Origin of the sequence: Rickettsia tamurae (assembly GCF_000751075.1) — a bacterium.
GTDB lineage: Bacteria > Pseudomonadota > Alphaproteobacteria > Rickettsiales > Rickettsiaceae > Rickettsia > Rickettsia tamurae.
This window is the reverse complement of record NZ_CCMG01000017.1, coordinates 67022-87504: the sequence shown is the minus strand read 5'-3', so window position 1 is coordinate 87504 and position 20483 is coordinate 67022. Positions and strand designations below refer to the sequence as shown.

The window sequence follows — 20483 nt, the reverse complement described above, 5'->3', positions numbered from 1 at the left end:
CCGCCATAAATGATAGTATCTTTATTATCTAACTTATTTAATATGTTAACTTGATGCTCGATTTTATTAGGATAATATATATCATCATGGCTAAGCCATGAAAAATACTCCCCTTTCATGTTTTTTATACCATAATTTAAAGCCGAACCGCAGCCGCCGTTTTCTTTATGAAAATAGCGTATTTTATCACCGTATGATAATGCTACGCGTTCTGTCTCTCCATTATCTTTTGAACCATCATTAACAACAATAATTTCAATATTTTTGTAAGTTTGTGCTAAAGCACTATTTATAGCTTCTTTCATATAATTAGCCCCATTATAGACAGGTATAATAATGGAAACTAAAGTATGATAAATATTTAGAGGTTTATCTTTTCTAGTTGTCATAACTTTTAAAAATAATTTATAAAATGTTAGTTTTATTGTTTAAATTTTTCTATAGAGCTTTAAAAAAATAGATTTTTCTTCTTCACTAATAATTAGTTTATTTTTAAGAATTTTTATTTCTTCTAAAGCATTATTTAGCTCTGTTACAGTATTATTTAATTTACTTTCATAGTTTAAGTTTTTCTCTTCGCTATTTTTAAATGCATCCCTAGTTTGCAGCAATTGTTTTAATATATCTTGGAATTGCAAACCTAACTTTTCTAAAAATTCCGGGTTCCAAGCTGAGATTGGATAGTTAAATAATTGTTTTATAGGCTTTAAATCTGAGTTACTGGATATACAGATTATAGAATTAGGAGGATTTTTTTCAGAATGCGTGTCGTTAGTTACGCCATCTAATCCTTCATATAAAAATTCTTGGTTCTGATATGATTCAAAGTCTTTTTCAGTAATCCAATTAACTAAATGATATATATTCCCTTCCGGTTCATTAAAAGGTACATTTACTATTAATCGTTTTTTATATTTAAGATTAAGCACCAGATTTAACCCATCTTTAATATGCTCAAGTGCATGTCTTGATACAATATAATCATATTCTTCTGCCTTTTTAATAAAACTAACTAAATCAGATTTAATATATTTTATATTAGATGCTCCATAATTTTGTTCAGCATAAATTATAGATTCTTTACTGATATCTATTGCTGTAATTTCTACTCCTAATATATCGCTAAGCATGAAAGTTCCGTGTCCTGTTCCACAACCTATATCTAAAATTTTTATTTTTTGATTTAGCATTAATGGGCTATTAAGTATATCGACTTCTATAATTTTTTTAAAAATCTTATAGCTACTTTTATGACGAATTACCTCTAAAATATCATGAGTTTTTCCAGGAATTAATCTTTCTCCGTCATTATAAATTTCTTCTAACATAAATTATTTAAACTATTATAATTTTAATAAATATTCGGCGATAAATGCAGCAGGGTTTTCTACAGGATCAAGCATCTTTTTAAATTGATTTCTGCCGCTACTATTTTCATGATAAGGCAAATAATGATTTTGCTTAATAAATTCTATATAGTTAATAATATCTTGCGGCTCATAAGCAAAATACATATATTTTTTTAATTCTTTAGATAGGGCATTGCTATTAAATTCATTATTCCAACCATTACTTAAGTAAATTATAGGCTTATCGGCAACTACTACTTCAGCAAGAGATGAAGTACCGTCACTTATTACAATATCTGACACCATTATATCATCTAGTAACGACCTGAATGCATGTGCAGAAACAGTAACATTCTTTAAAGAATTAAATCTACTTAATATATTATCCATATCACTTTGGCTTAAGTAATTTTTACCGACCGCATAGGTAAATAGTGTAACATGCGGTCTTATAATAAAATGAATATTAGGATGTTGTAATGCATAATTATAGAAAAAATAGTGATAATTTAAGAAAGTAGAACCTCCTTCATATAAATCTCTATTTTTAAATGATAATTCCCATCTAGGAAGCCATAAAATGGTTTCCGAGTTTGGTTTTTCTTTAATATTATAATTTCTTACTTCATAGTATGGTTGATAACCTGAAACAACAACTCTATCCTTAGGAAATTTATAATTACTAATAAAGATATCCTTTGTACTTTCTGAATCAACAAATACCGTCTCTATGAAACTTGATAACTTATCATCATCAATATTTTTTTGATGAAAGATATGCGGACCATAGACTATATACATAATTTTTGTTTTAGTTCCTCTAAAGCTCTTATACAAATTAGCAGCCGTAAAAGGTTCTGATATATAGCCTTGGAAATTTTCGTAAGGGTTTTGCGTAAAGATAAAATCCGGCTGATAATTTTTTAGTTCAGAAATTTCACATTTTGTATTAACATTTGAATAAGAAGCATACTTACCACATGGATATATCACATCTTGTGTATCAAATTTACTAATAAACCCGGTATCTATTCCTCCTTGAATATTAGGATGAGGATGAGGTACTATTACAATTTTGACATCATGACCTATTTTTTTCATCTCATTATACATTGCGTATACGCCTTTGCCGCCGAATGTCTCTGTACTAACAAGGAAAACTATTCTTTTATAAGAATTTTCGTTGGAATAGCAAAAAGAAGATATAAGAGTTATTAGTAAAAAAACACTTAAAAATAAAGTGTTAAGTTTTATTAATTTAAAGAATTTCATGTTTTTGATATGGTAATAATGAATAGGATTACTTTTTAAACCACACTGTGCGATTAACATAATCCACATAACTTAAAACTATACGCAATATTTTCTTTGATACAAGACCTGCTTCAGCATAATCCGGTACAATATCTTGCGTATTTTTATTATTCTCGTGTTCTTCCGTAATAGCTTTTACCGATTGCAGCACCCGCTCAGCCTTAAAACCTGACATAATAAGCGTGCCGGCGTCCATACCTTCAGGACGTTCATGTGCTTCTCTAATATTTAAAGCAGGTAAATTAAGTATTGATGCTTCTTCGGTGATAGTACCGCTATCGGATAAAATACAAAAAGCATTCATCTGAAGTTTGATGTAATCCGTAAAACCAAAAGCCGGTAAAAACCTTATTTTATCACCAAGCTCCTTAAATCCCTCTAAATCCTCAAGCCTTTTTTTAGTCCTTGGGTGTGTTGAGAAGATTACGGGGAAATTATACTCTTTAATAAGCATTTGTAAACTACTTAATAATTCTTTCAGATTATTTTTGACATCGACATTTTCTTCACGATGTGAACTAATTAAAAAATATTGCTTAGCGGTTAATGATAATTTATCTAAAATATCAGACTTTAATATTTTAGGCATAAAGCGATCAAGGACCTCAGGCATATGCGAACCTGATTTAAAAATAAGCTCAGCAGGTAGTCCCTCAGCAATTAAATAACATCTTGCATGCTCGGTTAACGTAATGTTAACGTCGCTAATATGATCAATGATTTTACGGTTTATTTCTTCAGGTACACGCTGATCAAAACAACGATTTCCTGCTTCCATATGAAAGATCGGAATTTTACGGCGTTTAGCAGCAATTGCCGATAAACAAGAGTTAGTATCACCGTAAAATAAAACGGCGTCAGGCCTTTCTTTCTCAAGTACTTCATCAACTTTTTCAATAATAAGCCCGATAGATTTTGCCGTATTATCTGCCGCTACTTCTAAGAAATAATCCGGTTTTCTAATTCCCATATCATCAAAAAAAACCTGATTTAATTCATATGCATAATTTTGACCGGTGTGAACTAGGATGTGATTAGTATATTTATCAAACTCGGAAATCACAAAGCATAGTTTAATAAGTTCAGGACGAGTACCGACAATCGTCATTACTTTAAGCATTTTTTAGCTCCTCTTGCACATAATCAAGATTTAGTAGCAGCTCTTTTACTTCTTCCAAATTTAAACGTTTTGTATTATGAGAATTGTAATCCTCTAAAAGAGCTACTTTCTTTTCACCCTCAACAAAATATTTGGCATAATTAAGATCGCGTCCATCCATAGGAATACGGTAATAACCACCTAAATCATCAGCTTTTGCCATTTCTTCCGATGATACTAACGATTCATAATGCTTCTCTCCGTGACGTGTACCAATAAAGCGTATTTCATTTTTGCTACCGAATATTTCTTGTAACGCTCTTGCAAGTACCTCGATTGTACTTGCCGGAGCTTTTTGTACAAAAATATCGCCTTGACGTCCATGCTCAAACGCATATAAAACTAAATCTACGGAATCTACAAGCGACATTAAAAAACGTGTCATTGAAGGTTCAGTGATGGTAAGGTCTTTATCCTGCTTAATTTGATTGATAAAAAGAGGAATTACTGAACCACGGGAAGCCATAACATTACCGTATCTAGTGACACAAAGCACGGTCTCACCCTGGCTACGCATACGAGCTTTTGCTACTGCTAACTTTTCCATTAACGCTTTTGATAACCCCATTGCATTAATTGGATATACAGCCTTATCGGTACTCAGTACTATAACTTTTGCAACTTTATTATTAATGGCTACACTTAAAACATTTTCAGCCCCTAAGACATTAGTATTTATTGCTTCCATAGGATAAAATTCGCAAGTCGGAACTTGCTTTAAAGCAGCGGCATGGAATACATAATCTACACCGTGCATTGCCTCATCAATACTTTTATAATTGCGTACGTCCCCGATATAGAATTTAAGTTTCGGATTATTTAAAACAATACGCATATCCTCTTGCTTTTTTTCATCTCTACTGAAAATCCTAATTTCTTTAATATCATTAATAATATCGGATTTCAGAAAACGAGAAAGCACCGCATTACCAAACGAACCGGTGCCTCCTGTAATCATTAAAGTTTTATCTACAAACATTATATATAAATACCTATTTTGTTATTATTCATTCTGTCATTGCGTAAATCGAGAAACACTCTAAGGTAGTCATCCTGTGGTCAAGCCACGGGATGACAAGAGTGGACAAACCTATATTCGCAATGACGGCCTTACTACCCAAACTCACACATACGCTTTACAAGCTCACGCCATTCAGGAGGCGTATATCCCGTTACCTCGTTAAAACGAGTAGCATCTAGTGATCGATCTATTACAAGCTCATCTGACGGAATAATATCGATTTCTTTATTATATATTTCCGCTACTAATTTTAATAATTCTAACTTATTAATCGGTTTTGATGCAACATGATGAAGCCCATGCAGCTCTTTATTAGGTAACACAAAATCCCTTATTATTCTTGCAAGCTCTACAGTCGGGAATCCTGAATAAATAGCTTTCTCAAAACCTTTCACTTGCCCTTCTGCACTTAAAAACCAATTGATTAAGCTTCTATTGCCTGCCAGCTCATGACCTATAATTGAAGTACGCAAAGTGATAGCATGAGGATAATCTACCTCACCAAGAAACTTAGAACGACCGTAAAGGTCATAACAATCAGGAAAATCGCTTTCCTTATAATTACCTTTTTTTCCTGAAAATACACAATCCGTACTAATATGGATTAACCTTGAATTAGCTAATTTACATAAATTAGCTAGCCTATGCGGTAACAAACTATTTATCGGCAATGTTTTTAACGGATTGTTTGCATCAGCTAGTTGTTTTACAAGCCCTATACAATTTATTACTATATCGGGTTTTGCTTTATTAAATACCTCAACTAATGAATCATGGTTCTCAACATCTACATTTGTAATTAATTTATCGGATAAATCCTTAGAAAAATAAGAACGAGCGGAATTATTTCGGGCTGTCGCAAAAATGTCAAATTTTTTATCACTACTTAAAAACCTGAATATGCTATTACCTAGCATACCGGTAACACCTAGAATTAATATTTTCATGGTATATCTTATTTATACCGGATCGGTTTTATCATAAATAATATATCTTTACAATAAGGTTTTTGAAAAGCTAGAAAGGCATTACTTAAAAAAGGGGATAATTTAAAAAGTTTACGTCATTGCGAGGAAGATTACAAAGTAATTGACGAAGCAATCCAGTTAAAAATTCTGATTTACATATTTTCTGGATTGCCACGTTCCTTACAGTCGCTCGCAATGACGATATTCAATTAATGATAATCTAAAGTTTTTTTATAGAATCAAGCACGGTTTCAAGAATCATACTAGCAGCTACTGCATCATCGTTATTATTACGGTCTTTTCTTTTCACGCCGAATGATTTAAGGAAATTATTTGCAGCTTTTGTAGTTAGCCTTTCATCTTGTAAATATATAGGCAAGTTTATAGATTCTGCTAGCTCCTCAGCAAATTTCATCACTATATTTGTTTGCTCCGTTACTGCTCCGTTCATATCAATCGGTAGACCTATTACCACGCCACAAACTTTATATTTTTTGATGATATTAAGCAAGGAAGTAATAACAAATTTTTTATTTATCTCGGTTATAGTATTTAAGGGCATAGCAATACTACGTTCTTGATTAGATAATGCGATTCCTAATTTTTTGCTTCCGTAATCAATAGCGATAAGCGGAGCATTTGGTATTAAAAGCCGATAAAATTCTTGAAGATTTTTTATGATCATGATAGTTATAAAAATTACTTTATTAATTTATTAATTATTATATATGCTAAAAACTATTCAAAAACACATAGATATCAAATTAATTAAATTATCGGCGATTTTAGCCTTTATTTATTGTTTGTTATTTAATACCGCAATATTGATTTATAAATTTGATTATTATAAAGCAACGATCTTTAGAGGGATATTAGAGTTATTAAAAGATTTTTGTTATATTTATATATTTTCTTTTATAGCATTTTTTGGTCTTAGCGTACATAGATTAGTGTTAAAAATCGGCGTGGGGTTTTTATTTATAACATCCGCTATTGCTAGTTATTACATTTATTTCTTCAAAATCAATCCTACTAAACAAGTAATAGGTAGTTTTTTCTCAACGGATTTAAACGAAGTTTATGAATTAACCAGCATTAAGTTAATAATATGGATAATTTTTTGTCTTTTTACTTGTTTTTATACTCTCAAATCTTTTGCCGCCGAAAATTCTAAATCATTCGTAACAAAACTATTATCTGCCGCTTGCTTACTTATTTTTGTATATAATATTATTACTCCTTCATTTAAAATACTAAAAAATTATTTTCCCATTCAGTATTTACATAATAGCTACCTTAATTTTGCTGGAAATTTCGGTGATAAAAATTATGCATGTATAGATATTAGCAAACAATATAACTTTATAGATAAGTCAGATAAAGATATTATCGGTGTTTTAGTTATAGGAGAATCAGCAAGATTTGATCATTTCGGTATTAACGGTTATGAAAGAGATACGACTCCTTACTTAAAGACTACTCAAAACCTAATTTCTTTCAAAGCTAAATCTTCTTCTAACCTTACCTATCTTTCCGTACCGTCATTACTTTCACGTTATCCTGCAAGTCAAATTGAAAATACTAGACAAGAGAACAGCTTTTTATCAATTTTAACAAATCTTGGATTTAATACTACCTGGATCGGTACTCAAACTTTAATGAGGAGTTTTGCAAATTTTGACCTCAGTAATATATATAACGACGTTAATTTTACTATAGTACCGGGCGGCTCTGCCCTATTCTCTTTAAATGATTATGATGAAAAAATATTGCCTTTTATAAAAGAAATAATAACAAATTCAGAGAAACAATTTTTAGTAGTTCACACCTCAGGAAGTCACTGGAACTATAACGCAAGATATCCAAAAGAGTTTGAGTATTTTACCCCTACCTGCCCTATTAAGGTTAAGGGGGATGCAAGTGATTGCGATAAGCTTGCTTTAGTTAACAGTTATGATAATTCAATTTTATACACCGATTTTTTTTTATCTAATTTAATAGATTTGCTTAAAGATAAAAATGCATTTTTATTATATGTATCCGATCACGGCGAATCGCTAGGAGAAAATGGTTATTACGGTCACGGTGGCCCACTACTTGCAGAACAAATAACCGTACCTCTTATAGTTTGGGTATCGGACGATTTTAAAGCAAAATATCCTGACTCAGTATCTTCAATTAAAAATTATGCTAATACCGAAATTAGCCATGATTATGTATTTCACTCAATCCTTGACTGTTTAAATATAGATTCCGACATAGTAGATAAAGACTTAAGTATATGTAAATCTAGTTAAAAATTATTGAATTATTAAAAAATTTATATATAAATTAAGATCTCAATAATTATATGATTTATTATTATGTCTGATATACCTAAACTAGACGACTATTATTATAGATTTTTACAAAATATTTTACTTAAAACACTAGAACAAAATAAAACTGCTGAAACTTATTTATTACAGAAAGATTTTAATAGTGCTTTAAATGAGATAAAAAATGTAAATGAACCACTTGAAGAATATTCAAGCATTCTTTCTTTACTCAAAGTAATTAAAACCCATTTTATTGATAAAAAAATATATAATTAAGTACCGTTTAACTTAAATCCTTTTTTTATAATTAAAAATAATATAGAGTGGAAATAAAAAAAGGTATTGAATTATGGAATATGCATTATTAATTTTCAGTATTATAGCGATTTTAGTTATAATACAAATGGTTAAAGTTGTACCGCAACAACAAGCATGGGTAGTAGAAAAATTGGGAAAATTCGATAAGGTACTGCAGCCTGGCTTAAATTTACTAATCCCTGTCATTCAAAGAGTAGCATACAAACATACTTTAAAAGAAGAAGCAATAGACGTTACCGCTCAAACAGCTATTTCAAATGATAACGTAACATTATCTATTGATGGCGTTTTATATGTTAAAATCATTGATCCAATGGCAGCATCTTATGGTGTTAATAATCCTTACTATGCCATAACACAGCTTGCTCAAACTACTATGCGTTCGGAAATCGGTAAACTCCCTTTAGATAGAACTTTTGAAGAGCGCGAAACTTTAAACGTAGCAATTGTAACAGCTATTAATCAGGCTGCTATAAATTGGGGTATACAATGTATGCGTTATGAAATTAAAGATATTCAACCTCCGCAAACTATACTTAAAGCTATGGAATTGCAGGTAGCAGCAGAGCGTCAAAAAAGAGCTCAAATTCTAGAGTCGGAAGGTAATAGACAAGCAAAAGTTAACCATGCAGAAGGTGAAAAAGCACAAATTGTACTGAATTCAGAAGCTTCTTATACAGATCAAGTTAACAGAGCAAAAGGTGAAGCTGAAGCAATAGGCTTAGTCGCTACCGCTACAGCAAATAGTATTGAGATTGTCGCAGCTGCCGTACAAAAAACGGGAGGAAGTGAGGCGGTAGCTCTTAAAGTGGCTGAGCAGTATATTAGTGCATTCGGTAATTTGGCTAAAGATACCAACACTGTAATTTTACCCGCAAACCTTTCAGAACCGAGTAGTTTTGTAACCGGAGCGTTAACTATATTTAACCAATTAAAAGCTTCTTCGGAAAAGAAAATAGATAAGTAGCAATTTATAAAGATTTATTATTGTAATAATAATTAGTTTTATATATCATATTAGATTATTAATTAATAAAAGGTTATGAATATGTCAGTATTTGTCGGCAAAACTGCTCCGGATTTTACAGCTAAAGCTATTATGCCTAATAATAATATAGACGATAAGTTTAAACTTAGCGATTATGCTGCGGGGGATAATATAGTGTTATTTTTTTATCCCCTAGATTTTACTTTTGTTTGTCCATCGGAAATTATAGCATTTCACAATAAGCTTGGTGAATTTACCGAAAGACGTACTAAAGTAGTAGCTGTTAGCGTTGATTCTCATTTTAGCCATTTAGCTTGGAAAAATACTCCGCATAATAAAGGCGGACTTGGACAAGTACAATTCCCAATGGTTTCCGATATAAAAAAGGATATTTCTTCAAAATATAACGTACTTAATGAAGACGGTGTTGCTTTGCGTGGAGCTTTTTTAATTGATAAGGATTTCATAGTACGTCACATGCTAGTTAACGACTTACCTATCGGTCGTGATATTAATTATACATTAAAAGTAATCGATGCTTTAACTCATCATCAAAAACACGGCGAAGTTTGTCCTGCCGGCTGGCGTAAAGGCGAGGAAGCAATTACCCCATCACATGAGGGTATAGCACATTATTTAAGCTCACATGCCGAGAAGCTGTAGTTGCTCTTATTTATGTCATACCGTGGCTTGACCACGGGATCTTGTATCACAGGCTGTGTCCTGAGATCCTGCGATCAAGTTGCGGGATGACACTAACTCATATCAAATAACCCTAAATAATGTTGAAAGAATTATTTTCTGCTCCTAAAATATCTTATGATATTGAAACAATTACGTCTTATTAGGAGTGAAAATATTGGTCCTAAAACTTTCTTTAGTTTAATTAAATTATTCGGTGATGCAGCAACTGCCATAGATAACGCTCCGGATTTTTCATTGCGAGGCGGAAAGTCAAAACCAATTAAAATTTTTAGTAAAAGCGATGCTGAAAAAGAGTTAGAACTTCTCGAAAAAGATAATGCTAAGATCATCACATATAAATCTCCGGAATATTCAAAATTGTTACTTGAAATTTATGATTCACCGCCAATATTAAGCTATAAAGGTAATATAGAGTTATTAAATCATAATAAATGCGTTGCAATAGTAGGTGCAAGAAACGCTTCTGCAAACGGAAGAAGCTTTGCTCATAAAATTGCAAATGATTATAGTAAAAGAAAGTTATATAACCGTTTCAGGGTTAACACGAGGAATAGATAGCAGCTACATCCAGCAGAAGTTTCTCGAACCATCGGAGTCATTGCCGGAGGTATTGATCATATATATCGGAAAACAAAAAACTATTTGGAAATTTAGCAGAAGAAGGTTTAATATTAGCTGAGTTACCTATCGGCTCTATACCGCTTGGAAAACATTTTCCACAGCGTAATAGGATAATATCGGGACTAGCCTTAGTAGAAGCAAGCTTAAAATCCGGTTCATTAATAACTGCAAAATTTGCACTTGAACAAAATAGGGAAATATTTGCTGTTCCCGGCTTTCCTTTAAATCCAAGATGTCAAGGTACAAATAAATTGATTAGAGAGGGAGCATATTTAGTGGAATCAGCGGAGGATATTGTAGCTAATTTACCGCAATATGAAAAATTTATCGAAAAAGATGATGGGTTATTTAAGGATTTTGTTGAGCTAGGAACAGTAAATACGAGATATGTTAAAGAACCGTCACAAAAGGAGCGTACTTGCTATATTGGAACTATTATCGGCAGTACCTATAGATTTTGAATATTTACAAAAAGAAATAGAATTACCGCTTCCTATCATATATACGGTAATATTAGAATTAGAACTCGCCGGAAAAGTAATGCGTCACGCCGGTAATAAAATATCATTAGTTTATAATAAGTAGATGAAATTAGTAATAGTAGAATCGCCGGCAAAGGCAAAAACGATAAATAAATATTTAGGTGATGAGTTTAAGGTCATTGCATCATTCGGTCATATTAGAGATTTACCTTCTAAAAAAGGCTCGGTGTTACCTGATGAAAACTTTGCAATGAAATATGATATTTCCGATAAAGCCGGTAAATATGTAGATGCCATAGTTAAGGATGCTAAAAAAGCTGATGCAGTATATCTTGCAACCGATCCTGATCGTGAGGGTGAATCTATCTCATGGCATGTTGCAGAGGTAATAAAAGAAAAAAATAAGGTTAAATCCGATGATTTTTTCAAAAGGGTAGCCTTTAATGAAATCACTAAAAAAGCAATTATTCATGCCGTTGAGAACCCTAGAAAACTTGACACTAACTTAGTAAATGCCCAGCAAGCAAGAAGAGCTTTAGACTATTTAGTCGGCTTTACCCTTTCACCTCTTTTATGGCGTAAGTTACCGGGATGTAAATCGGCGGGACGTGTGCAGTCCGTGGCTCTGCGATTAATATGTGAGCGAGAAGATGAAATAGAGCGTTTTAAGTCAGAAGAATATTGGGATATTAGCCTTAAAATGCAAAATAGTAATAACGAACTATTTACTGCTAAATTGACTCACGTAAACGATCAGAAACTAGAAAAATTCTCAATTATTAACGAAAAAGATGCCAAAGATTTAACCGAAAAATTAAAATCTCAAAATTTTCATGTTGATAAGATAGAAAAGAAACAACAAAAACGTCAGCCTCAACCTCCTTTTATTACTTCATCACTACAACAAGAAGCAGCAAGAAAACTAGGTTTTAGTGCTAAAAAGACTATGCAAATAGCACAAAAACTTTATGAGGGCGTTGACATAGGTAAGGAAACTATAGGACTTATTACCTATATGAGAACCGACGGCGTTACATTATCAAATGATGCAATAGCAGATATACGCAAGTTAATCGATAAAAGTTACGGCGATAAATATTTACCGACTAGCCCTAGAATTTATAAATCCAAAGTAAAAAATGCTCAAGAAGCTCATGAGGCGATAAGACCGACGAATATTACTTATACTCCAGATAGCTTAAAAGAAAAGCTAGAAAAGGATTATTATAAGCTCTATGAACTAATTTGGAAAAGAACTATAGCCTGCCAAATGGAAAATGTTATAATGGATTTGGTAGTTGCAAATTTAGCTTCGGAAAATAAAGAATATTTGGCAAAAGCAAACGGATCGACTATAGCTTTTGACGGGTTTTATAAGGTTTATCGTGAAAGTGTGGACGATGAGGCTGAAGAAGAAAATAAAATGCTGCCGCCTTTAAAAGAACAAGAACCACTTAAAACTAAAGAAGTTATTCCGAATCAGCATTTTACCGAGCCGCCTCCAAGATATTCGGAAGCAAGTTTAGTGAAAAAACTTGAAGAGCTTGGGATTGGTCGTCCTTCGACCTATGCTAGTATTTTATCGGTTTTACAAGATCGAAAATATGTTTCTCTTGAGAAAAAACGATTTATATCTGAAGAGCTTGGACGTTTGGTAACAGTATTTTTAGTCGGTTTTTTCAAAAAATACGTTGAATATGATTTTACTGCAGGACTTGAAAATGAATTAGACGAAATAGCAGCCGGCAAGCTTGAATGGAAAGCTGCCTTAAGTAATTTTTGGAGCGGTTTTAACCATAATATTGAATCGGTAAACGAGCGGAAAATAACCGAGATTATTAGCTATGTACAGAAAGCCCTTGATTATCACTTGTTCGGTGAGAATAAAGAATCTAAAGTTTGTCCATCATGTAAAACAGGCGAGCTTAGCTTAAAGCTTGGTAAGTTCGGGGCATTTTTAGCATGTAGTAATTACCCTGAATGTACTTTTAGAAAATCTATTGTTAGCGGTAACGATAACAACGAGAATAAAGGCGAGCCTTCCACTATTCCTAATGAGAATAAAGTTTTAGGTACGGATAAAGACGGAGTAGAAATATATCTGAAAAAAGGACCTTACGGACCTTATATTCAACTTGGCGAACAAGAAGGCAAAGTAAAGCCGAAACGTAGCCCCGTGCCTGCTAGCCTGAACCAAAACGATATTACACTTGATATAGCATTAAAGCTTCTAAGCTTACCGCTTAAAATCGGCGTGCATAAAGATAGTGGCGAGGAAATTATGATAGGATACGGTAAATTCGGTCCTTACATAAAATATATGGGTAAATTTATTTCAGTGCCAAAAAAATATGATTTTCTAAATTTAAGATTAGATGACGCAATGAAGCTAATTGAAGACGATAAAGCGAAGTTAGAGAAGAAACAGGCGTAAGAATGTCATAATCGTCATTGCGAAGAGGCATTGTTGCGTGGATCAATTTCACCCCTGTCATGCCGTGGTCAAGCCACGGCATGACATAGTTTTTTAGTAGGATGACAATTAATAAAATTACTTATTTATGACAAAAGTTATAACACGATTTGCTCCGTCACCGACCGGTATGTTACATGTCGGGAATATCAGGGCAGCACTGCTTAACTGGCTATATGCAAAGAAGCATAACGGACAGTTTATTTTAAGATTTGACGATACGGATTTAGAGCGTAGTAAACAGGAATATAAATACGCTATCGAGGAAGATCTAAAATTTTTAAATATTAATTGGGGTCAAACATTCAACCAATTAAGCCGTTTAAATAGATATGATGAAATCAAAAATCTATTACTAAACAAAAAAAGATTATATGCCTGCTATGAGACTTCTGAAGAGCTAGAATTAAAGCGTAAATTTCAATTATCTAAAGGTTTGCCGCCGATTTATGATCGAGCTAGCTTAAATCTAACTGAAGAGCAAACAAAGAAATATATAGAACAAGGAAGAAAACCGCATTATAGATTTTTGGTAAATCATGAACCAATTAGCTGGCATGATATGATCAAAGGCGAAGTTAAATATGACGGCAAGGCTTTAAGTGATCCAATAGTGATAAGAGCAGACGGTAGTATGACCTATATGTTATGCTCGGTTATTGACGATATTGATTATGATATTACTCATATTATTAGGGGTGAAGATCACGTTAGCAATACCGCTATTCAAATTCAGATGTTTGAAGCATTAAATAAGATTCCGCCGGTTTTTGGGCATTTGAGTTTAATAATAAATAAAGACGAGAAAATTTCTAAACGAGTGGGAGGGTTTGAGATCGCAACTCTTAGAAAAGAAATCGGAATCGAAGCTATGGCAATTGCTAGCTTTTTTAGTTTACTTGGTTCATCCGCACAAATCTTGCCTTATAAATCAATAGATAAGCTAGCAAATCAATTTGAGATAAGTAGTTTCTCTAAAAGTCCAACTATCTATCAGCCGGAAGATTTAGAAAAATTAAATCATAAATTACTTATAAGTTTAGATTTTGATGAAGTAAAAGAACGCCTTAAAGAAATAGATGCCGAGTATATTGATGAAAATTTTTGGTTATCGGTAAGATCTAACTTGCAAAAATTACGTGATGTAAAAGATTGGTGGGAAATTTGCCATCAAACTCCGAATGTTCAAAATCTAAATTTAGATAAGGAATATTTAAAGCAAGCAGCAGAATTATTACCGCCAGGTGAAATCACTAAAGATAGCTGGAGCATTTGGACTAAAGAAATAACAAATATAACAGACAGGAAAGGTAAGGAGTTATTTTTACCTCTTCGCCTTGCTTTAACCGGCAGAGAATCAGGACCAGAAATCGCAGACGTTTTACCTTTGATTGATAGAGAAGAGATAGTAAAACGATTAATTTGTCATACCGTGGCTTGACCACGGGGTGACAGAGGCGGAATTGATCCACGCAACAATGCCTCCTTGCAATGACGATTGAGTATGACAATATTTTAACTATAATACTCTATCATGTTAGTATTAATAGCACCGGCAAGCTCTGCGGTATCACCGTAAATATTATAGGCAATAAGAGAAACTATACCTTCTGCTACTAAACCTTCCACAGTTTCATAAGCTACATATCCTGCAGTTACTGTATTTTTTACACATTCGATAGAATCGGACGGCGAAATTAAAATTGTTCCTAAGGTAAAAGCACCGATAAGAACCGGAGGATTGTAATAAGCAAAAGTTGCAAGGCTTGCTAAAGTTGCTTGAGCAAATATAGATACAAAAGAATAATTAGAGTTGTTCACCTCAGAAACAAAACCTTGAACGGAACATACAGTTTTTGCACCGTTTTCTATCACATTAATAGCATGTTCCGTTGCTAAGGTAGCATAATTGTGAAATCTGTCGCAGCTTTGGTAGCATTTTGAAAATGAATTGTAGCACTATCAAAGTAACTAGATGTTTTTTTTGAGGTTTATGGCCCCGTATAGTTTTTTGTCATGATTTTTTCCCCTTAAAATTAAATCGTGACGCAATTATAACTTAAATGTTGGGTTGTGTCAATGGATATTATTAATAAATGATTAGATTATTAATAATATTTTAAGATAGAAGGAATGTTTAGTTGTTAAAAAACTTTTTGATTTTTAGCTTATCTTCTTTAGATAAATTAGGCTTGAACCTATATATCTTTTTTATTAGCACTTTCAGGTCTAAATTTAAACTCGCCTTTAGTTGTTTTGATTGTAACTATCTGATCAGGAGAACCCCATTTAGGAAAATCATATTTTATAACTATATCCCCGTTTCTAAGTCCAGATTTATAAGCATTATTATTTTCGTCAATATTTTTTATTGTATAATTATTTATTAAAGCATCTCTATCAAAACCACTATCATATGCCCCCATTTTTATTTTCTCGATCGGCAGCACTTTAGCAACATCAGCTAAATCTATAGTTTTACCTTGTTCTATATATTCGTTTATCTCTTTATCTATCCCTTTTGGAACATAATTTTTAACTATTTTTTTAAAATAATCGCTTGAAAATTCTTGTTCTTTTGAGGTTTTAAATAAATCAAGCATAACATTATCCAACGATTTACTCTTATTATTCTCTTTAATTAGGCTGTCCAAATAAAGTGCAAGAACAAATCCACGATAATACGGTAATTTCTCTACTGCATAATCTTTCCAGTTATCATCTTTTATTCTGCTATTAGGTTCATTTATAACAGGTGATAAATAATAATCCTCAAAGAATTGATTAAATTCTTCTATAAATTCCTCAAGCGTTATAACACTGGAACGTAAGGCTAAAACCCTGCTATAATAATCGGTAAACCCTTCACTCCAACAATAATTTAATCCTTCTAAGTTATTACGTATTTTCTTCCCTGTCCAATTATGTATATGTTCATGAGCAAGTAACGTTATATAATCCTATTTGTCTAAACCTTGAGGAATAAACGCAGTAAAACTATGAGTTAAACCCGTTGTACATATGTCTAGGTTGATCGCCTTCGAGCAAGCTTATTAGATAATAAGGAAAATCATTATCATGGAAAAATGTTCTTTGTCCCTTGATAATTTTATTTATATAAGAAGCTATTTCTTCATCTTTAAGATCAAATTGACCATGTAACGAAAGATGTACAGGATTTTTTTGATCGACAATTTTGTAAACACGTAAATCACCCGCTGCATAAACTGCACTATATAATTCAATCGGCGTAGCTTTAAATTTTACCCTTTTACCAAGACCATAATCTGATATTGTCCAGCTATCAGGAATATTATTCCATTCAATATTAAACTCTACTATGTCATTTCCATTTAGATCACCGTGAATAGCAAAAAGCCCATAACCCGGTAAATGAATTAAATTTTGTCTAATTATTGCTTCGTGGATATCACAAGGATTACGGCTTTTTGATATATTTCGTAGCTTAAACGGATAATATTAATTTTCCCCGTATTTAAAATAGCTTCATTAGAGTCTTGATTTCTAAATTGTAATTTTCCAATTGGATATTCAAGCCTAACATTTTTGATTTGCTTGTAATATGTAGCATTTGCTCATGCATAGGGTAAATCTAAAATAATCTCGTCGCTCATATCGCCTATTATTTCCGTCTCAACTTTGATAGCCGAAACAGGCGTGTTAGACAAAGGTGTTATTTTGTAGTTTATTTGCCGATAAGTGTTTGCGGATACTAGATTTGGAATTAGAATTACAAGTATTATCAAAAAATTTTTTAGAAAGTACGTTTTCAAAACTCATGGATTTTGAGGATTATTTAGAACGTTGCCTACCTAGATTCTTTTATGTTATTCTTAGCTAGAAGCGGCGTTGTTGCATGACTTTGATGTCATTCCCGCCTCCGCGGGAATGACATCGAGTAGGTTTTTCGAACCATGCAATAATGTCTATGCGGGAATGGTCTCAATCTTATTTTTTAAACTTCTGAATACACCCCAGTAGAATCATGTATTTTATTATTTTTAAAATCATCTATCCCTTCAGCAATAGCTATTTTCAATACTTGCTCTTTAAAAGCTTCTAATCGCCTGAATTCTTTATCAGACATATTAATAATCATTATTGTGATCCTTTTAAGTTAAATTATTCCTGACCATTAACCCATAAGCTTCTTCATCTTCAAGCCATTTAGCATTTTCTATTAAATATGATTCTTGAAATTCGGCGAGTTTTGGATCAGGTTCACCTGTTAAATGTTTAAGCCCATCAAATAAAATACCTAAAAAACCTATATTATTCTTTTTACAATAATCTCTTACATCTTCAACATGCTTCGTACGATCATCAACAAATACAATAAAGCTAGCCTTTAACTTATCAGAAAATTTTGATAAAGTACCGCTTTTTGAATGATTACCTGTTATGAATATCCCTTTATAACAAATAGCATCATCCTTTTGTCCTGAGTTATAAATTGCTAATTCTTCATTATCTGAAAATTCTATACCTAGATTCTTTATATCGCCAATCTTGCATAGAAGGAATATTGCCGAATTCTCCCGTATTCATTTGTGTAAGAGCGTAAACCGGAAACTTTGTTTTGAGCTTGTTTATAACTTCTACCCACTCTTCATCAATTAATATTACTTTTCGCTGCAGACGCCAATTACTGATAATTTCCTCATAATTGTCATAATTACTTTTATTTTCCTTAATTCTGTCAATCATTTAATTATAAGGTGGCTTCTTAAAAGTTTTTGATTTAGGAGTTATAATAGTATCGTCAACACCAAGGAATATATATGCATCAATAGGGGCATTTTTTATTATTAAATCATAGATTTTTGCAGCACTGTCAGCAGTTTCAAAATTTTTCATATATATTCCGAAGTAAAATGAAGAGTAGCTATACGAAGTTCAACTTGGAAAAGAGCAAGGAGTCTGTAAGCCGAGGAGCGGAGCGTATATTAAACGTTCAGCATCCGAGATCTTACAAAGACGACATAGCCAATTTTTCAAGTTCATCGAGTATCAAATTTAATATTAAGTTCTTCAGTTAAAATAGCCATTAATTCAAGCCCTGCTCTATTTTTCCATTCGCCTTGTTCATAAAAAAAATGATAAGGACCGCTAACTGGCGATGACAACCAAATTTCTTTGGCAGCACTTTGTTTATTTATTACATATATACCTTTATCAGTATCAAGATTTAATATATCGCCTTGTAAATCTATATCTATACTTGCTTCTTCATCCTGCTCTTCTATCTTGTCTGCTATATATGCAATTGTTATCTCGGCTATTTTACTAAATTCACTATTATTCATGATAACATCCCTTAAGTAGATAAAAATATACGAAGATCAACTTCAAAAAGAGCAAGGAGTCTGTAAGCCGAGGAGCGGAGCGTATACTTAATACGTGAGCACCACAGATCTTATAAGACGACGTAGCCAATTTTTCAAGTTCATCGAGTAGATGGTTTTTCAGGATCAATTTCCGACTCAGGTACTTTAATCAAACTTTTTCGATAAGTTTCAACAAATCTATTATGATCATTAGGATTATTAGAAAAATTATGCCCGCCTTTACCGTCAACTACAAAAAATAATGCATCCGTCTTAGCAGGTTTTACCACTGCTTCTAAAGATTTTAACGACGGACAAGAAATCGGACCGGGTGGTAAACCTTTTATATAATAAGTATTATAGGGTAGTTCTTGCAATAAATCTTTTTTTGTTAAAGCTCTTGCTAATTTAAATTTTCCTTCAGTCAAAGCATATATAGTAGTCGGATCGGCTTGTAGCTTCATATTTTTCTTTAAACGATTAATGAATACTGCTGCTATAATAGGCTTTTCTGCATTTGAGCCGGCTTCTTTTTCAATTATTGAAGCTAGCGTTAATACCTCAAGTCTAGTTTTTAACGGAGAATCTGGTGCAAGATTTTGCATTACTTTATCTAAATTAGCAGACATTAAATTTCTCATTTGATCGATTATCTGCTCTTTTTGATCACCGTAAGAAAAAAAATACGTGGAAGGCATTAAAAAACCTTCAGGTATTATCCCTTTTATTTCTCCAAGTAATCGACTTTCTTCATTAATTTTCTTTATAACCTCACTAACTACCGTACCTTCCGGTACAATTATCTTGTGTATTATAGATTTACCGCTTGCTAATATTCTTAAAGTTTGCAGAGGCGATATATTACGAGTAAACACATATTCACCGCTTTTAAGAGGTCTTTTTATAGAATAAATTTTAGCAATTACCTTAAAAATTCTCGGATATTTGATTACTTCATTAGAATAAAGTTTTGTAACTATTTGATTTACGGATAATTTAGGTTCAATAATTATCGTTTTATTTTGAGTAAGATTACCCGGCACAAAAATATAAAATATACTAAAATTTAGCAAAGTAATAAATATAGTTAGAGATACTATAACTAAAAAAAGTTTAGTTTTTAATAGGTTTTTTAACATAATAACTATTATTTTTATAAGGCTTAGAAATATTGATAAAAAAAAATTACCACAGAATATGGTTTTTTCTTGACATTTGAAATAACATATAGTAAAATTAACTTAAAGTTTGGTTGAAGTTAAATATTTGCTAAATAAACCAATAGTTTTAATATTTGGTAATTAAAATTAGATGACTAATGAGCAACAAATTAATAACGTAAACCAATTTACTATAACAATAGTATACTCCTGTAAAATGAAAAGTTGGAATTTTCATTACAAACAAAAAATATAAATC

Annotated in this window: 20 protein-coding genes and 3 pseudogenes; 9 read left to right on the top strand and 14 right to left on the bottom strand. The window is 32.1% G+C overall.

From position 1 onward, the window contains the following. The 7 genes and pseudogenes from MB29_RS06660 to ruvX form a co-directional block, all read right to left on the bottom strand. Positions 1-389 (bottom strand): glycosyltransferase family 2 protein (locus MB29_RS06660; protein WP_032139571.1); only part of this gene is annotated, 389 nt, incomplete at its 3' end. Positions 390-845: 456 nt separating this feature from the next. Then, positions 846-1328: pseudogene (locus MB29_RS13105) on the bottom strand (class I SAM-dependent methyltransferase); the annotation flags it as partial. A 15-nt stretch (positions 1329-1343) separates the two neighbouring features. Further along, positions 1344-2690, bottom strand: coding sequence for a glycosyltransferase family protein (locus MB29_RS06650; protein ID WP_032139570.1), 1347 nt, complete (start codon positions 2688-2690; stop codon positions 1344-1346). After that, on the bottom strand, positions 2650-3783 hold the full coding sequence (gene wecB, locus MB29_RS06645) for a non-hydrolyzing UDP-N-acetylglucosamine 2-epimerase (protein ID WP_032139569.1): 1134 nt from the start codon (positions 3781-3783) through the stop codon (positions 2650-2652). The genes MB29_RS06650 and wecB overlap by 41 nt, the downstream gene beginning before the upstream one ends. After that, on the bottom strand, positions 3776-4801 hold the full coding sequence (locus MB29_RS06640; RefSeq protein ID WP_032139568.1) for a polysaccharide biosynthesis protein: 1026 nt from the start codon (positions 4799-4801) through the stop codon (positions 3776-3778). Before MB29_RS06640 ends, wecB begins: the two co-directional genes overlap by 8 nt. Positions 4802-4935: 134 nt before the next feature. Then, positions 4936-5790 carry a dTDP-4-dehydrorhamnose reductase family protein gene (locus MB29_RS06635; protein ID WP_032139567.1) on the bottom strand — a complete coding sequence of 285 codons (855 nt, stop codon included), beginning with the start codon at positions 5788-5790 and terminating at the stop codon, positions 4936-4938. Between the two features lie 241 nt (positions 5791-6031). Continuing rightward, positions 6032-6496, bottom strand: coding sequence for a Holliday junction resolvase RuvX (ruvX, locus tag MB29_RS06630; protein ID WP_032139566.1), 465 nt, complete (start codon positions 6494-6496; stop codon positions 6032-6034). A gap of 43 nt (positions 6497-6539) precedes the next feature. Between ruvX and MB29_RS06625 the strand changes: the two genes are divergently transcribed. From MB29_RS06625 to gltX, 9 genes are all read left to right on the top strand, one after another. Next, positions 6540-8108 carry a phosphoethanolamine transferase gene (locus MB29_RS06625; RefSeq protein WP_032139565.1) on the top strand — a complete coding sequence of 523 codons (1569 nt, stop codon included), beginning with the start codon at positions 6540-6542 and terminating at the stop codon, positions 8106-8108. A 66-nt stretch (positions 8109-8174) separates the two neighbouring features. Beyond that, positions 8175-8405, top strand: a complete 231-nt coding sequence (locus MB29_RS06620) for a hypothetical protein (protein WP_032139564.1) — start codon at positions 8175-8177, stop codon at positions 8403-8405. Between the two features lie 73 nt (positions 8406-8478). After that, positions 8479-9414 carry an SPFH domain-containing protein gene (locus tag MB29_RS06615; RefSeq protein WP_032139563.1) on the top strand — a complete coding sequence of 312 codons (936 nt, stop codon included), beginning with the start codon at positions 8479-8481 and terminating at the stop codon, positions 9412-9414. An 81-nt stretch (positions 9415-9495) separates the two neighbouring features. Continuing rightward, on the top strand, positions 9496-10098 hold the full coding sequence (locus MB29_RS06610; protein WP_032139581.1) for a peroxiredoxin: 603 nt from the start codon (positions 9496-9498) through the stop codon (positions 10096-10098). A 162-nt stretch (positions 10099-10260) separates the two neighbouring features. Then, positions 10261-10698 carry a DNA-processing protein DprA gene (locus tag MB29_RS13525; RefSeq protein WP_215426274.1) on the top strand — a complete coding sequence of 146 codons (438 nt, stop codon included), beginning with the start codon at positions 10261-10263 and terminating at the stop codon, positions 10696-10698. 62 nt (positions 10699-10760) lie between these two features. Then, a complete protein-coding gene (locus MB29_RS13520) occupies positions 10761-11222 on the top strand; it encodes a DNA-processing protein DprA (RefSeq protein WP_324607286.1) in 462 nt (153 codons plus the stop codon). Next, positions 11149-11346 (top strand): DprA-like winged helix domain-containing protein, encoded by a 198-nt coding sequence (locus MB29_RS13095; RefSeq protein WP_233418998.1) that lies wholly within the window; start codon positions 11149-11151, stop codon positions 11344-11346. The genes MB29_RS13520 and MB29_RS13095 overlap by 74 nt, the downstream gene beginning before the upstream one ends. Beyond that, entirely contained in the window at positions 11347-13677 is a 2331-nt protein-coding gene (gene topA / locus MB29_RS06595) for a type I DNA topoisomerase (RefSeq protein ID WP_032139562.1), read from the top strand. 127 nt (positions 13678-13804) lie between these two features. Beyond that, positions 13805-15157 carry a glutamate--tRNA ligase gene (gene gltX / locus MB29_RS06590; RefSeq protein WP_032139561.1) on the top strand — a complete coding sequence of 451 codons (1353 nt, stop codon included), beginning with the start codon at positions 13805-13807 and terminating at the stop codon, positions 15155-15157. Positions 15158-15231: 74 nt separating this feature from the next. Here gltX and MB29_RS11880 read toward each other — a convergent pair whose 3' ends face one another. The 7 genes and pseudogenes from MB29_RS11880 to mltG all read right to left on the bottom strand — a co-directional run bounded on the left by MB29_RS11880 (position 15232) and on the right by mltG (position 20203). Further along, a complete protein-coding gene (locus MB29_RS11880; RefSeq protein WP_032139560.1) occupies positions 15232-15591 on the bottom strand; it encodes a hypothetical protein in 360 nt (119 codons plus the stop codon). Positions 15592-15914: 323 nt separating this feature from the next. Then, positions 15915-16370: a hypothetical protein gene (locus MB29_RS13090; RefSeq protein ID WP_233418997.1), complete on the bottom strand. Its 456-nt coding sequence runs from the start codon at positions 16368-16370 to the stop codon at positions 15915-15917. Positions 16371-16535: 165 nt separating this feature from the next. After that, a pseudogene (locus tag MB29_RS13085) lies at positions 16536-16622 on the bottom strand (peptidase); the annotation flags it as partial. Positions 16623-17692: 1070 nt separating this feature from the next. Then, entirely contained in the window at positions 17693-17824 is a 132-nt protein-coding gene (locus tag MB29_RS13515; RefSeq protein ID WP_032139579.1) for a hypothetical protein, read from the bottom strand. Positions 17825-17849: 25 nt separating this feature from the next. Beyond that, a pseudogene (locus MB29_RS13855) lies at positions 17850-18594 on the bottom strand (DUF2608 domain-containing protein). A gap of 143 nt (positions 18595-18737) precedes the next feature. Continuing rightward, positions 18738-19043: an iron donor protein CyaY gene (gene cyaY / locus MB29_RS06560; RefSeq protein WP_032139559.1), complete on the bottom strand. Its 306-nt coding sequence runs from the start codon at positions 19041-19043 to the stop codon at positions 18738-18740. Between the two features lie 140 nt (positions 19044-19183). Then, positions 19184-20203, bottom strand: coding sequence for an endolytic transglycosylase MltG (gene mltG / locus MB29_RS06555; RefSeq protein ID WP_032139558.1), 1020 nt, complete (start codon positions 20201-20203; stop codon positions 19184-19186). Positions 20204-20483: the final 280 nt, after the last annotated feature.

Bases quoted from the DNA above. Each gene is read 5' to 3' on its own strand.
- MB29_RS06620 (WP_032139564.1), top strand. From the start codon at position 8,175: ATGTCTGATATACCTAAACTAGACGACTATTATTATAGATTTTTACAA.
- MB29_RS13515 (WP_032139579.1), bottom strand. From the start codon at position 17,824: ATGTCTGATAAAGAATTCAGGCGATTAGAAGCTTTTAAAGAGCAAGTA.
- MB29_RS06610 (WP_032139581.1), top strand. From the start codon at position 9,496: ATGTCAGTATTTGTCGGCAAAACTGCTCCGGATTTTACAGCTAAAGCT.
- MB29_RS06635 (WP_032139567.1), bottom strand. From the start codon at position 5,790: ATGAAAATATTAATTCTAGGTGTTACCGGTATGCTAGGTAATAGCATA.
- mltG (WP_032139558.1), bottom strand. From the start codon at position 20,203: ATGTTAAAAAACCTATTAAAAACTAAACTTTTTTTAGTTATAGTATCT.
- MB29_RS13095 (WP_233418998.1), top strand. From the start codon at position 11,149: ATGTTAAAGAACCGTCACAAAAGGAGCGTACTTGCTATATTGGAACTA.
- topA (WP_032139562.1), top strand. From the start codon at position 11,347: ATGAAATTAGTAATAGTAGAATCGCCGGCAAAGGCAAAAACGATAAAT.
- MB29_RS06650 (WP_032139570.1), bottom strand. From the start codon at position 2,690: ATGTGGATTATGTTAATCGCACAGTGTGGTTTAAAAAGTAATCCTATT.
- gltX (WP_032139561.1), top strand. From the start codon at position 13,805: ATGACAAAAGTTATAACACGATTTGCTCCGTCACCGACCGGTATGTTA.
- wecB (WP_032139569.1), bottom strand. From the start codon at position 3,783: ATGCTTAAAGTAATGACGATTGTCGGTACTCGTCCTGAACTTATTAAA.
- ruvX (WP_032139566.1), bottom strand. From the start codon at position 6,496: ATGATCATAAAAAATCTTCAAGAATTTTATCGGCTTTTAATACCAAAT.
- MB29_RS06615 (WP_032139563.1), top strand. From the start codon at position 8,479: ATGGAATATGCATTATTAATTTTCAGTATTATAGCGATTTTAGTTATA.
- cyaY (WP_032139559.1), bottom strand. From the start codon at position 19,043: ATGAATAATAGTGAATTTAGTAAAATAGCCGAGATAACAATTGCATAT.
- MB29_RS06625 (WP_032139565.1), top strand. From the start codon at position 6,540: ATGCTAAAAACTATTCAAAAACACATAGATATCAAATTAATTAAATTA.
- MB29_RS06640 (WP_032139568.1), bottom strand. From the start codon at position 4,801: ATGTTTGTAGATAAAACTTTAATGATTACAGGAGGCACCGGTTCGTTT.